At 53.7% G+C, this 14,031-nt stretch carries 9 protein-coding genes; 5 read left to right on the forward strand and 4 right to left on the reverse strand.

Annotated features, from left to right (window positions below; translation table 11 throughout):
• Positions 1-79 precede the first annotated feature (79 nt).
• Positions 80-943 carry an NADP-dependent methylenetetrahydromethanopterin/methylenetetrahydrofolate dehydrogenase gene (locus FYZ48_RS14460; protein WP_149341538.1) on the reverse strand — a complete coding sequence of 288 codons (864 nt, stop codon included), beginning with the start codon at positions 941-943 and terminating at the stop codon, positions 80-82.
• Between the two features lie 102 nt (positions 944-1,045).
• A complete protein-coding gene (gene fae, locus FYZ48_RS14465) occupies positions 1,046-1,543 on the reverse strand; it encodes a formaldehyde-activating enzyme (protein ID WP_149341540.1) in 498 nt (165 codons plus the stop codon).
• Positions 1,544-1,785: 242 nt separating this feature from the next.
• Here fae and FYZ48_RS14470 point away from each other — a divergent pair, with 242 nt between their 5' ends.
• Both FYZ48_RS14470 and FYZ48_RS14475 read left to right on the forward strand, forming a co-directional pair.
• A complete protein-coding gene (locus FYZ48_RS14470; protein WP_149341542.1) occupies positions 1,786-3,129 on the forward strand; it encodes an ATP-grasp domain-containing protein in 1,344 nt (447 codons plus the stop codon).
• Between the two features lie 198 nt (positions 3,130-3,327).
• Positions 3,328-4,680 carry an enolase C-terminal domain-like protein gene (locus FYZ48_RS14475; RefSeq protein ID WP_145037209.1) on the forward strand — a complete coding sequence of 451 codons (1,353 nt, stop codon included), beginning with the start codon at positions 3,328-3,330 and terminating at the stop codon, positions 4,678-4,680.
• Between the two features lie 24 nt (positions 4,681-4,704).
• Here the strand turns inward: FYZ48_RS14475 and FYZ48_RS14480 are convergent, their stop codons facing one another.
• Entirely contained in the window at positions 4,705-5,400 is a 696-nt protein-coding gene (locus FYZ48_RS14480; protein ID WP_145181154.1) for a M50 family metallopeptidase, read from the reverse strand.
• Between the two features lie 544 nt (positions 5,401-5,944).
• Here FYZ48_RS14480 and FYZ48_RS14485 point away from each other — a divergent pair.
• Together FYZ48_RS14485 and FYZ48_RS14490 are read left to right on the forward strand one after the other, a co-directional pair.
• Positions 5,945-7,222 (forward strand): reverse transcriptase family protein, encoded by a 1,278-nt coding sequence (locus tag FYZ48_RS14485; RefSeq protein ID WP_149341544.1) that lies wholly within the window; start codon positions 5,945-5,947, stop codon positions 7,220-7,222.
• Positions 7,223-7,366: 144 nt separating this feature from the next.
• On the forward strand, positions 7,367-8,164 hold the full coding sequence (locus tag FYZ48_RS14490; RefSeq protein ID WP_187782028.1) for a DNA topoisomerase I: 798 nt from the start codon (positions 7,367-7,369) through the stop codon (positions 8,162-8,164).
• Between the two features lie 4 nt (positions 8,165-8,168).
• Here the strand turns inward: FYZ48_RS14490 and topA are convergent, their stop codons facing one another.
• Complete coding sequence (topA, locus tag FYZ48_RS14495) at positions 8,169-10,865, reverse strand: type I DNA topoisomerase (RefSeq protein WP_149341752.1); 2,697 nt, start codon at positions 10,863-10,865, stop codon at positions 8,169-8,171.
• Between the two features lie 447 nt (positions 10,866-11,312).
• Between topA and FYZ48_RS14500 the strand changes: the two genes are divergently transcribed.
• Positions 11,313-13,898: a SurA N-terminal domain-containing protein gene (locus FYZ48_RS14500; protein WP_149341546.1), complete on the forward strand. Its 2,586-nt coding sequence runs from the start codon at positions 11,313-11,315 to the stop codon at positions 13,896-13,898.
• The last annotated feature ends 133 nt before the right edge of the window (positions 13,899-14,031 follow it).

Genomic DNA, 14,031 nt, shown 5'->3' on the forward strand with positions numbered 1-14,031 from the left:
GGCCCGTTCCTGATTTTAGCGGTAAGAGTCACTCCGATGCAACCGGAACTCGCGAATCTGGAGTGAAAATGAACTCGAGTCAGGACTGCAGTTCGACGCCGATCTGATAGATCTCTTCGGTATCGAGAACGAGATCATTGGCTTCGAAGAGTTTACGGATGGCGGCTTTGTGAATTTTCATCTTAGTCCCGCCGACCCCGATGGCACCGTAACAGATTTTTCCATCCCGCTCAGTGGCCTTGTCCATGACGTCGACCTCTTCGATGCCGGCAGGTGGAACTGCGTTTAAGTCGATGACGACCTTGAGATTCTTCAGGGGCTTCCAGCAGGCTGCGGGGAGCAGTTTGACGCCGGCTGCTCCGGCAGCGATGATCAGGCTGGTCTCCTGGTTGACGGCTTCCAGTTGTTTGTGGTCTTTCAGCGACAGCGGTTGCAGCCGGGCGTCTTCGACGAGTCCGGCAATCGCATCACAGGCAGCCTGGGCTCGTTCTTCCGAGCGGGAGGCGAGGACCACTTCAGCGCCACGACGGGCCAGCAGTTGTGCCGCGCGGAGACCGACGGGGCCGGTGCCGCCGAGCACCAGCGCTTTGGTTTGGGAGAAATCGAGATGCTTGCCTGCCGCGAGCACGGCTGCAGCTGCGGTGGTATTGCAACCATTGGAATCCATCATGACCGAAACCCGCACGGGTCCAAAGAAGGTCTCCTGAACTTTTCGCAGCAGGTTTTCACCCGAATGGGTATCACTGCCACCGATGAAGAGTGCGGTGTTTTTGAGATCTTCCGGTCCGCGGGTAAACATGGCACCATGCACGAGTGCTTCGACGTTGACGGGAGTTACTTCGTGATAGCTCATCAATTCATCCACGCCGGCATCAATGGCGACGACGCGATCAAACGTGCTGGCATGCTGACTGGAATCCAGTTGAATCAGTATTTTTTTCATGAGAGTTCTGCAACCTGATCAATGCGAAACTGACAAATGGAAAAACCCCTGTTCGATGTGAACAGGGGTCTGAATTCGATCTATCCACTTAGAGCGGAATGATCAGCCGGCGTAGAAGGGGTGAGATGCTTCACTCTTCTTGGCGATCATTTCATCAGCAGAAGGCTCATTCTTCATGGCCCGTGCGATGGCTTCCTTGGTGGCTTCGTAGTTGTAATCGAAGATCTTCTTGTCGTCGTCAGCTTCCCAGTGGATGAAGACACCACAGACGATGACCAGCTCTTCGCACTGATCTTTAGGGATGACGCCTGCTTCAACGCTGTCTGCAACAGCTTTAGCGACGGCATACTGGGCAGGACCAAACATCTGAACGGCCTGCTTGGCACCTTTGATGGTCACTTTGGTAACCATGACGGTTGCGGGCTTAACGGCCAGGTTGGGTGTCAGAACAGCGAGCAGGTTGCTGTGACCCATTTTCTGGCTGGACAGGGCGTTTGCAAAGGCGGTCCCGACGGGGCCGTTTTTGTCACCAATCAACAGATCGATATGAGCAACTTCATTACCTTCACCGACAAGCGACTCACCGACAAACATAGACATTCTTCGTTCTCCATTTCATATGAGGTTTGCTTCGATATGCTTTCAGCACAATTTGAAAACGGATCACGAATACCGCAGTCCTGAACGGACGGCGAAACAAACTGCGAAAGTCAGGTTCGCCTTGGATCATTCGTAGCCTGTATCAAGTAATAACAATTTAAGAACCGGATTGCCAGTAAACGGCTGACATTCAGTTTAAATCCTCATAAAATTATCATGTCTCCAGGACCAATCCCGCTCTCATGAATATTCGATCCACACATTCCGAAACTGATACTGCTGCCCTGCTGATTGTGGGTGCCAGCACACGGGCTGCTGCCGCCTCTGCGGTCCGCGCCGGCGTGCGCCCGATATGCGTCGATCAGTATGGCGATCAGGATCTGCATGCCATAGCGCGTGTGATCCCTCGGACATCTTCATCGGAAGACTGGCTGCACGAACTGGCTCCCCTGGCACCAATGGAATGGATCTTTACAGGTGCCACGGAGAACCAGCGTGATCTGATTGCACAGATCAGCGAACAGCATGCACTGCGCGGCTGCGATCCTGACTGTCTGAGTCGTGTGCGAGATCCGTTTTTTTTAGAGACGCTGCTGTCCGAAAATTCGATCCGCATGTCCCCCTGTCGGTCAGTAGAAGCGAAGCCCGCCGATGCGGAAAACTGGCTCCTTAAGCCACTGAATAGTGCTGCCGGCCAGGGAATTCAATTCATGGGCGAGCGTCCTTGGAAGAACACTCCACCTGGCTATTTTTATCTGCAGCGATATCAACCGGGGGCTCCCTTGTCGGCTCTGTATATCGCATTTCCGGAAGCGGTGGTCCTGGTGGGAGTGGCACTGCAGTTCTGTGGAAACCCGGCGCTGGGGGCTGCTGCATTTCAGTTCTGTGGCGGCGTGACGATCTCACCGGTCCCTGACAGTTTACGATCTGATCTCAAAGAACTGGGCACAACTGTCGCCCGGGGTTGTGGGATTCAGGGGCTATTTGGCTGTGATCTGATCGGGAACCCAAACGATGAAGAACCGCTCTGGCTGACCGAGGTCAATCCACGGTATACCGCGTTGACAGAACTGTTCGAACTGCAATATCGAGTGCCGTTAATGGACTGGCACTTAAAGGCCTGTCGCTCGTTCGTGGAGGATTCTGTCGAATGCTTTTCGGCTGGTGAGGCGCAAATGGAACTCAAGCGTGCTGAGCGAGAGCCGCTTCAGCAAATCGCGAAAGGAATCCTCTATGCTCAACGAGACCGATCGGCTCCCGAGATTCGTCTCTCGGGCATTTCAGACGATCTTTATGCGATCCCCGAAAGCGCCGATCTTCCCTATTCCGATACTTTCATCCCTCAAGGGACGCCATTTTGTTCGGTATTTGGATCAGGTAAGAATATCCGGGAAAGTCTGCAGGTCTTAGCGGGCCGGGTCAATAAATATCAAAGGTTGCTGGCACCAGGGGAATCAACGGAAGAATCTGGTGCCGATCCGCTTACCAGCCCAAGAACAGTAAAGGAACCGGAAAATCCATTTTTTTCTGGTTTTTCCACAAGCGTCCCGGGAGGACTTTCGTTTCTTGAAGAATCTCCTGATTGACTATAAAATCGAAATCAATCGCATTCCGCGTTTCGGATTGAGTTTGCAAGGTCTTCCGGGCCGGGTATAGTCGATACTTGCGTGTCTGGTTTTCTCTGAAACGACTCCAGTCTCAGCGTTCAAACAGACGACATAATATTTCACAGATGATCGACCGTTCCGGTTCATCAAGCAGCATGAAGGAAAAAGTCAGGACCGATGGCCAAGTCAACAGACATCAAAATTGTTGAGGCAAAATTTTCAACGGAACAAGTTCCCTTTCGCACGCCCCTGAAATTTGGTGGTCGGGTGATGGACAGCAGCGTGCTGCTGAACGTGGAAGTGATCGTTGAAACACGCTCAGGAAAACAGGGCATCGGAATCGGCAGTATGCCGGCCGGGAACATCTGGGCCTGGCCTTCGAGCGTGGTCAGTCCTGAAGATGCTCTGAAAGCGATGATCGAGTTTCTGGAAGAAGCGGTGGAAATCGCCAACATCTGCCCGGAAATCGCTCATCCCATCGACCTGATGTATCACATTTCCGCTGAATATCACTTCATGGCCAAGAAAATTGCCAAGAAGCTGGGACTGGCGGAAGAGATTCCGGAACTGGCGCAGCTGGTCGCATCCAGCCCCCTGGACGCCGCCATTCACGATGGTTTCGGCCGGGCCAATCATATTAACAGCTACAACGGTCTGTCTGCTGAGTACATGGCGCATGACCTGACCGAATACCTGGACGATCAGTTTGCCGGCGAATACCTGGATCAGTACACGCTCCGCGATCCTAAACCGACTCTGCCGCTGTATCACCTGGTGGGAGCCCTCGATCCGATTACCGAAGCTGACGTTGCCGAGCGGATCGACGATGGCCTGCCGGAAACCCTGGGCGAGTGGATCAAGGCTGACGGTTTGACGCATCTTAAGATCAAACTGTCGGGGGACAATCTGGATTGGGACATCAGCCGTGTGATCGCGGTCGAAAATGAAGCCGCCAAGGCCCAGGCCGAACGCGGTCAGGATACCTGGTGCTACTCGCTCGACTTCAACGAAAAGTGTGAGAACGTCGATTACGTGCTGGACTTCTTGAACAAAGTTCAGGAGCAGTCCCCGGCTGCCTTTGATCGGGTGCAGTACATCGAACAGCCGACCAATCGGGATCTCAAAGCCAACCCCGAAAATAAAATGCACGAAGCCGCCAAGATCAAACCGGTGGTGATCGATGAATCGCTGGTCGACTACGAATCGCTGCTCTTGAGCCGCGATCTGGGTTATTCCGGCGTGGCACTCAAAGCCTGCAAGGGGCAGACCGAATCGCTGTTCCTCGGGGCCGCTGCTCAGAAGTTCGACATGTTCCTCTGCGTGCAGGACCTGACCTGCTGCGGTTATTCGTTCCTGCACTCCGCAAGCCTGGCCGCCCGTATTCCCACGGTTGCGGCGATTGAAGGCAACGGACGGCAGTACTGTCCGGGACCGAACAAGAAGTGGAGCCGCTCCTATCCCGGGATGTTCAAACTCACCGATGGTACCGTAAAGACCGGTGAGCTGAACGGAGACGGGCTGGGCTTCTGAGCTGCTCTCAGCGTAACGCTCGTCTTACCAGGACCGGTTGCGCTGTTGGTACATCTGGAAGTTGAAGACGCCGAACAGTGCGAACATGATTCCCGCGTAGCGCATATGCTGTGAAAAAAAATAAACGGCCAGACCGCCGGCGACGACCATCGATATCTGCAGCGCCAGGATATCGCCCCGGTAACGTTTGACCGACTTGCAGATATCTTCGCAGATGTGTCCGCCATCCAAGGGGAGTACGGGTGCCAGGTTAATCAGCCCCCAGTAGAGGTTGATAAAGATCAGGTCATAAAAGGCGAGGCCTATATACCCTCGCGCCTGTGGGCTGAAGCCGTCCCAGAGGCCGAAGCGGATCGAATAATAGCGGAAGACCCACACGATGCCGAACAGGATGAACCCGGCCATCGGGCCGGCGGCGGAAATGATGATCGAGCGTTGTGTGGTCAGCCCTGAATAAGGCTGATAGACGGCCAGACCGCCGAAATGGTAGAGGATAATCTGGGGAGGCCAGCCGAATATTTTCGCCATGATGGCGTGTCCCAGTTCGTGAACCAGGATCGAGACGAACACGCAGGCGATCCAGATCCAGGTGAATTTCAGATCGTCTGGATTCCAGCCCATGAAGGCAGCTACAACCCAGAACAGTGGATGCACGCGAATGGGAATGCCAAATATGGAAAAACGTAAATCAAATTCTGTGGGAGCGACATTTCCCAGCATCAGCTTCACTTTCTATTGTTGTATTGATCCCGGAATGGAAGTTTCAATCCGGTTTAGAGGACAGCATATCGCCTGGTCAACAGAAATGCACTCCTGCATAGTCCGGACCGGCAGTGGCACTGTAGTCAGGTCCTGAAAACAGGGCAATTGCAGTTTGGAGGTCCAAAATCGGACAATTTGACCGCATTTGCCATGGTTCACACAGTTTAGGGTACAGATTTCCTGCACGAAAAATCAGGGTGAGACCTGAATTCAATGGACTTAACATTGACGCATCTCACGAAAAGGATACGATTTGCAGTCAGATGGGCAGTGGGTCGCACAAGCTCTGACTCTGAATGAATCCTGACCGATTTCTCAGAGCACTGCGGGGATACCCCGCGGGAGAAGAATTGACCAGACTACGACAGGTGAAGTGTCGCAACGAAAGACCATTTTCGTTGCAACACTTCGTCACAGGATGGGTTGTGCGGCCCGCTGGCCATTGTTTTGCGCTGACCCGCTTTTGATCCGCATAGCATTGAACTGACTCCAGGTTATTCGAATGGGCTTATTTGATTTTATTCGCCAGCTCTTCGGGTCCCCTCCCGACCGCTCCGGTCAGGCAGCGGCTCCCGATCCTGTCCCTGAGCCGGCCCCCCACGAACCACCTCAGAAGCGACGCCCCGTCCGTCTGCATCCGCTCCGCTATCCCAAGAGACGACCACGGACTGAGTATAATATTGAAGAAGTCCCGGCGCCCCCCTACGAGTTGGCCCGCTACGGTGCGATGACCGGTCATTATTTTGACATGACCCAGGACACGGATGCAGCGCAGCTGAGCCGTCATGAACTGCCTCAGTTCGCGACACCATTGGAACTGGCCCAGTGGCTGGAAATTCCACTGGGAAAACTCGCCTGGCTGACACATCGTTACAATCACAGCGACGGTCCGGAAGATGTAAAGGAGTCGCACTACACTTATCACTGGTTGCCCAAACGGAACGGGTTTCGGCTGATTGAAGCGCCGCGTCCGTTCATCAAAATGGCACAGCAGCAGATCCAGCAGGAAATCTTGAGCCGGATCCCCATGCACCATAGTGCCCACGGTTTTGTCTCGGGGCATTCCCCCGTGACCAATGCCCGACCGCACGCAGGCAAACGGGTGGTGTTGAAATTCGACCTGGAAAACTTCTATGCGAACGTGAAGTTCTCGCGTGTCGTTTCAATTTTTCGCAGCCTGGGTTACTGCCGGGAAGCTGCCCTCTGGCTGGCGCGTCTGACGACTTCAGCGATTCCGGCGAACCTGCCCTTTCCCGATGGGACGCTGCGGCCGCTGCTACCCTATCTGTCACGTCACCTGCCACAAGGGGCACCGACGTCCCCTGCTCTGGCTAATCTGTCAGCTTACTCACTGGACGTACGGCTGTCGGGACTGGCACGATCCTTTGGAGCCGATTACACACGCTATGCAGACGACCTCACCTTCTCAGGGTCAGAAGCATTTTTGCGTTCGCTGAAGGTGTTTATCCCCCTGGTCCAGCAGGTGATCCGTTCGGAACGCTTTCAGGTTAACTTATCGAAACGGCGGGTGATCAGAAATAATCAGCGACAGACCGTCACGGGCGTTGTTGTGAACGATCACACGAATGTGTCCCGCAAGGAATTTGACCGTCTGAAAGCGATTCTCACGAATTGCATTCGCCAGGGTCCAGAGACGCAAAACCGGGAACAGCATCCTGATTTTGCAAATCATCTGCGGGGCAAAATCGCTCATGTGCAGCAGCTCAACCCGAATCGTGGTCAGCGGTTACTGCATCTCTACGAACAGATTCGCTGGTAAGCGCAACACGCGAATCTGCCTTGTCTCAGTGACGCTTTTTGCGACATAATAGAGGCCCGGTCTCAGTTGCCAATCCGGTTTTTCGAGGCCTTTTTTGATCCCTGCTGAGGATTCGTTCGTTCTGATCAGCAGGGAGACGAATTCATGCTGACGCCCTTCGACCAGATTGGATTTGCTGTGGGTGGATTGATAAGAATCCTGTTCAAAAGCATCAGCCCCTATATGAAAGACCTGCTGAAGCCGGTTACCCGCTTCCTGGTAGGGCTGATTGCTATTCCTATCTTCCACCTATTCATGCATAAAGTGGCTCGGGTTCAGGAAATTGATGAAGAACTCGAGAAAGACCTGGAACAGTGGTTCCGTGGCTCCCTGCTCCTCTTAGCGGCCACAGCAAACATGGAAGCAGCGCTGTTCGGCTGGGTTCCAATGAGTCTACAGGGAACTGAGGGCTGGGTATTGATGGGATTCCGCATCATGCTCGCCATTGGTGTGATCGAAGCGATGCCTGATCAGGAGCTATTCTCGATTATTCACCCCGGACCACCGAAGCTGAAACTCTCAAAAGAATACGGAATCCTGCGTGAACTCAAAGAGAAATGGGCAGCGATCCTCAAAGGGATCCTCTGCCAGCATATCAACCGTTCTTCGCCTGTGTTCGCAATTCTCGCGGCGATCGCCCCGGGAAACGTAGGCTGGGTCTGCTACGGGATGGCAATCACGCAATACCTGATCATCGGCCTGGTGACCTCACGCGATCGCGCGTTGGATGTGCTCTCGGAGTTTGACCGTCAGGTCAACCAGCGGCGACGGGAACTGATAGAAGAATTCGACCTGGATGAATCCGAGGTTGAAGCAGCCGACCGTAAAAACTGCGCTGAGAAACTCGACAGCGAGACAACGCCTGCCGAGGCGGACACCGATCAGTCGAAGGCGTCCGCCTGAGCGACTATTCGTCGTCCTCTTTTTTCTCAGCGGCCTTCTTCTTAGTCGCTTTTTTAGCGGCTTTTTTCTTGGTCGTCTTTTTCTTGGCAGCTGCTTTTTTCGTAGTCTTCTTTGTGGCTGATTTTTTGGTCGCTGTTTTCTTCTTGGTGGCTTTCTTCGCCTTTTTCTTGACGCCCTTCTTAGCGGCTTTGGCTTCCAGCCATTCGACGGCCTGCTCCAGGGTTACGTTTTCGACCTCGTATTCCTTGGGAATCGTGGCATTGATCTTTCCGTGTTTCACGTAAGGTCCGTAACGACCATCGAAGATGGCGACCTGTTCTTCGTCCTCAGGATGTTTGCCCAGATCGCGAATCGGAGTCGGGGCACTGCGCCGGCGGGCCTGCTTGAGCAGTTCGACCGCACGATCCAGTTCGATGGTCAGCACGTCGTCATCTTTGGTCAAAGACTTATAGACTTTGTCGTGCAGAACGTAGGGACCGAAGCGTCCGATGCCTGCGTTGACCTTCTTGCCGGTCTCGGGATGCTCTCCCAGGAAACGGGGCAGACTCAGGTATTTCAGAGCCAGATCGAGGTCGACGTCATCCGGGTCTACGGTTTTGGGGATACTGACCCGTTTCGGCTTGGGACCGTCTTCGGTCACATCGCCCAACTGCAGGTACGGTCCAAAGGGGCCGTGCAACTTGTAAATGGGTGAATTTTCTTCGGGGTGCATCCCCAGTGCCTTGGGACCTTCGCTCTTCTGGCGAATCAGTTTCTGAGCCATTTCGTTGGTCAGGTCAGCCGGGGCGATGTTTTCTGGAATCGAAGCCGACACGGGCTCTTCCACATTTTCATCGGTAACGTACGGTCCGTAACGGCCGACACGCACTGCTGACTCGATGCCATCCAGGTCCAGCGTACAGATTTCGCGGGCATCGATGGTCTCTTCCTTGGTTTTGACCTGCTCGTCGAGCCCTTCCTTACCCCGGTAGAAGTGATTCAGATAAGGCAGACGATCCCCTTCGCCGACGGCGATGTCGTCCAGTTCCTGTTCCATCGCAGCGGTGAACTGCAGGTCGACCAGGTTCGGGAAGAACTTTTCCAGCAGTCGCGTGACTGCCAGCGCTGTGAAGGTTGGTACGAGCTGACTACCTGATTTGTTGACGTAGCCCCGGTCCTGAATAGTGCCAATGATGGAGGCGTAGGTACTCGGACGGCCAACCCCTTCACTTTCCAGCTTGCGGACAATCGTGGCTTCCGTGTACCGCGCGGGGGGCTTGGTTTCGTGTTTGAGTGGTTCGACCTGGCTGGGATCCAGCTTCTGATTTTCTTCCAGAGGCGGCAGCATGGATTCACTGTCGTCCAGTGCAGCTTCGGGATCGTCGACCCCTTCCACATAGGCACGGAAGAAACCGGGGAACTCGACATGGCGGCCGGTAGCCCGGAATTCAGCGTCGTCTGCTGTAATCGTAACGGTCTGGAAGCGGAGGCGGGCTTCTTCCATCTGGGTGGCCATCGTCCGTTTCCAGATCATGGCGTACAGCTTAGCCTGTTGTCCTTTGAGGTTCAGTTCCTCAGCGGTTTTCATCAGTTTACCGGCGGGACGGATCGCTTCGTGTGCTTCCTGTGCCCCCTTGGAACTGGTCTCGAAGCGGCGGATGTCCTGGCTGAGGTAATCCTGGCCGTAGAGATCTTCAATCCGCTGACGGGCACTCGTGATCGCTTCGTTGGAGAGGTTCACACTGTCAGTACGCATGTAAGTAATGTGACCGTCTTCGTAGAGCCGCTGAGCGACCTGCATGGTTTCCCGGGCCGACATGTTCAGCTTCCGGTTCCCCTCCTGTTGCAGGGTACTGGTGGTGAACGGTGCGGGAGGTTTGCGTGACTGCATCCGCTGTTCGACAGAGGTGACGGTCCAGTCCGATTTTTGAACGCGTTCCAGGAGTTCTTCGGTCTGCTGTTCGTTGAGCAGCAGGACATCGGCACCCTCTTTGAGTTTCCCAGTGGATTCGTCGAAGTCTTTACCACTGGCGACTTTCTTACCGCCGACGGTCATCAGCATCGATTCGAATTCGGCGCCTTCGTCCGTTTTGAGCAGGGCTTTCAAGTCCCAGTAGGTACCGCTGCGGAACGCCAGTCGTTCCAGTTCCCGCTGAACCAGAATACGAACTGCGACAGACTGCACGCGACCGGCGGAGAGTCCGCGGGAAACTTTTTTCCACAGCAGGGGACTCAGTGTAAACCCATACAGACGGTCCAGGACCCGGCGGGTCTCCTGTGCGGAAACCAGGTTCAGGTCAAGTTCACGTGGATTTTCGATGGCTTCCTTGATGGCTTCTTCGGTGATTTCCGAGAAAACCATGCGTTTTACAGGCACTTTGGGTTTGAGCAGCTCGGTGAGATGCCAGCCGATGCTCTCTCCTTCGCGGTCTTCGTCGGTCGCGAGAATCAGCTCTTCAGCGTCCTTTAAAGCATCTTTGAGTTCTTTGACCGTCTTCTTTTTTTCCTTGGGAACCAGGTAATACGGTTCGAATTCCGATTCAACATTGACCCCGAGGGTGGCCCATTTGTGTTTCTTCTTAAATTCGGAAGGAACATCGGAGGCTTTGGCAGGCAGGTCGCGCACGTGGCCCATACTGGCCAGTACCTTATAATCACTGCCTAAATAGCTGCCGATTTTCTTCGCCTTGGCAGGTGATTCCACGATCACCAAAGCTTTCAGCTTTTTCTTTGCCACCAGATCTATCCTTCCTGGAAAACCGACGTCAACCTTGTCACCAGAGCTCTCCCGGCTACAATACGCGGCTCAATGTACTTCTGACAGAGACTGTTCTGAATCGTTGCTGCGGATTCATTTGATCAATTTCATCCGGCAATCCATAACCGCGATAAAAGTCCCTGTCAAGCCTGTAATTATTTTTTCACAGCGGATCGTGATCCCCAAACGGGCTGTTTTCGGCGTAAGATCAGGTGGGAAACCGCAGGATTCTTTCAGAGAAGACTTTCACGAATTGCCGGAATAAATTACAACACATGGATTAAACGGAAAACTCTTTTCCGAACGGGAGATACGAATCCCGCCGGAGGGCACCGGGGTAACCCTGTTCTTCCGGAAACTGACGACAGGAAATCGATTTCGTTCGACTTGCAGACTCAAGAAGGAAACAGCATGGCCTCGCCACTGGAATTGTTTCGTAAAAATCAAAAAGTATTAATGGTCCCCCTGACCATTCTGGCCATGTTCGCATTTATCGTGCTGGGCCAGATGAATGCAGACCAGGTACCGCCGATCCTGGGCATGCTCTTCGTGGGGCCGTTATTCTGGTTCCTGGGAAAAGACCGTGGTAAAGGCAAAGAATTTGCCGCAGTCGGAGTCGTGGTCGGCTTTCTGCTGGGCTACATGTACATGCCCCGGATGGGAACTGCAAATGTCGTAACCTCCACCGCAGGAGAAATCGACCAGCAGCAGTACCAGATCATGCTGCAGAACCGGCAGATCGCCAATCAGTTCGTCGCCCAGTCGTATTTCGCTTCACTCACTGAAGAAGAAATGCAGAGCGCACGGGTGCCGCAGGGTGCCTTGTTTGGTTTTCCCTTTGTACAGAGCTCCGAAGACGACATGATCCTGGAATTCCTGCTCCGTAAAGAAGCAGACCAGATGCAACTGGTGGTCTCTGACGACGCGGTTTCCAATTACATCTCACGCTATACCAATAACAAACTGAGCCAGGAAGCCTTCAAACGGGTCTGCCAGCAACTGGGTGTCACCCAGGGACGGATTTATGAAATCCTGCGGGACCAGCTCAAAGCACGTCTCGCTTTCCAGCTGAAGAGCCCCGAAGTCTCGCTGACCCCGGATCAGTACTGGAACTTCTATCAAAAATTCAACGTACGCGAAGAACTGGAAGTGGCAGCCCTGCCGGTCGAAGATTTCAAGAAAGAGATTGCTGAACCGACCGAAGCCGAGATGAAGGCTTTCTATGAAAACTACAAAGCAGTCATGCCCAACGAAAAAGGTCCGGGAGCACCGGGGCTGCTGCAGCCTCCTAAAGTAAAAGTGGAATACCTGCTGGTCGACTATGAAGAGACCGAAAAGCAGGTTAAGGCTGTTACAGAAGAAGAGATCAAAGCGTTCTATGAGGAGAACAAAGAAACGCTTTACAAAAACAATCCGATCCCCAACGATCCGAACATGAACTTCCCGGGAGCTCCTGTCGCTCCGCAGGGAGATCAACCGGTCGAAGCTCCTAAGCCTGCCGCTCCGAAACCAGCTGCTGAAGAGAAAGCACCTGCGAAACCAGAGACTCCCAAGGCAGAGCCAGCGGAGAAAACCAAAACATCGGCTCCCAAGGCTGAGGAAAAACCCAAGCCCGAAGCAAAACCGGAAGCAGAGAAAGCCAAAACAGAATCGAAAGACAAAACGAGTGCCCTCGATTCCAACCAGACAACTTTCGTAGCACTACTGGATGAAAAGCAGCCTGCTAAACCAGAGCCTGCCAAGAAAGAATCTGCAGCCAAGGAACCTGAAAAGAAAGAATCGGCTCCCCCTGCAGATACGAAGCCGGCTGATAAGCCTGCGAAACCAGCTGCGAAGCCCGAAAGCAAACCAGCACAGACTGCTGAGAAACCTGCTGACAAACCGGCAGACTCTCAACCGGAAAGTGCAACGACGGCTGCACCTCCGCTGGAACCATACCGTCCACTCAATGATGAGTTGAAAAGTGAAATTCGCGATCAGCTGCTGCGGGAACGCACTCTCGAGCTGATGCAGCAGAAGAACAACGCAGCCGCGACCTTCATGAACGACTTGAGCTACAAGATCAACAGTCCTGCGACTGGTGAGAATCCTCCAACACCAAAGGAGATCACCGAGCAGCTCAAGAGCTATGCAGCCAAGAACAAGCTCGTGTATAACATCACCCCCATGATGACCGCCCGGGAACTCATGGAGTCTGAGAAATACCCGCTGGGTACCGCACGTGAGCCCACCCTGAATGAATTCACGGCACAGCCGCGAACCGTGCTCGAACAGCTGTTCGGCACCCCCATGGATCAGCTTTACACGACTTTCGAAGCGGAAGATTCCTTCTCCAGTGCTTTGATTTCTTACTGGAAAGTCGCTCATACCGACACGATGGTGCCTAAGTTCGACGATCCCGAAATCAAACAGGAGATCATCGCCCAGATCAAAACTGAAAAAGCCCGTCCGCTGGCTCAGAAACGGGCAGAAGAACTCAAGGCTTTGATCACCAAAGCGAAAGACGAAGACATGCAGACTGCTCTGAAGGGGCAGACCATCACCGGCAAAAAAGAGGGAACGGAACTGTTAACGCAGACCACCGAATCCTTCAGCTGGATGCGGACCTCAACAGCCGGAGCGAGCAACCCGTTCGCTTTCCCCCGGCCTGAACTCTCGACGATCTCTGCCATCGATGGAGCCGGCAACGACTTCATGGAACAGGTCTTCGACAATATGCAGGAAGGGGATGTGGGCGTTGCCATGAATGCCGACAAGTCGATCTGCTACGTGGTCAAAGTCATCAACCGGATTCCGTCCACACCGGGCGGACAGACAGCCATGTACCAGGAATTCCTGAAAACAGACCTGTTCTTCTTCTTCTCACCTTACCTGCCGATGGCTCAGCAGGAGCAGGTGCAGACAATCCAGAACTGGGGCAAAGATCTGCTGGCGAAGTACAACGTCCAGAAGCACTTTGAAGCCATGGATCAGGAAGTCGAAGTCGTGCAGGAGTAATCCTCGAACAGGATCACAGACACAAATCGGTTGTATCGGCAGACGGTACAACCGATTTTTTTATTCCCTCACAGCAGAGCATTTTTTCGTAAAACCGGCTGGACAAGCGAAAAAAAGGCGTTTATTTCTATAG

It is taken from the genome of Gimesia chilikensis, assembly GCF_008329715.1.
Lineage (GTDB): Bacteria > Planctomycetota > Planctomycetia > Planctomycetales > Planctomycetaceae > Gimesia > Gimesia chilikensis.

What these genes read in the sequence shown, in the direction of transcription:
- FYZ48_RS14460 (WP_149341538.1), bottom strand. Translation starts at nt 943, where the DNA reads ATGAAAAAAATACTGATTCAACTGGATTCCAGTCAGCATGCCAGCACG.
- fae (WP_149341540.1), bottom strand. Translation starts at nt 1,543, where the DNA reads ATGTCTATGTTTGTCGGTGAGTCGCTTGTCGGTGAAGGTAATGAAGTT.
- FYZ48_RS14470 (WP_149341542.1), top strand. Translation starts at nt 1,786, where the DNA reads ATGAATATTCGATCCACACATTCCGAAACTGATACTGCTGCCCTGCTG.
- FYZ48_RS14475 (WP_145037209.1), top strand. Translation starts at nt 3,328, where the DNA reads ATGGCCAAGTCAACAGACATCAAAATTGTTGAGGCAAAATTTTCAACG.
- FYZ48_RS14480 (WP_145181154.1), bottom strand. Translation starts at nt 5,400, where the DNA reads ATGCTGGGAAATGTCGCTCCCACAGAATTTGATTTACGTTTTTCCATA.
- FYZ48_RS14485 (WP_149341544.1), top strand. Translation starts at nt 5,945, where the DNA reads ATGGGCTTATTTGATTTTATTCGCCAGCTCTTCGGGTCCCCTCCCGAC.
- FYZ48_RS14490 (WP_187782028.1), top strand. Translation starts at nt 7,367, where the DNA reads ATGCTGACGCCCTTCGACCAGATTGGATTTGCTGTGGGTGGATTGATA.
- FYZ48_RS14500 (WP_149341546.1), top strand. Translation starts at nt 11,313, where the DNA reads ATGGCCTCGCCACTGGAATTGTTTCGTAAAAATCAAAAAGTATTAATG.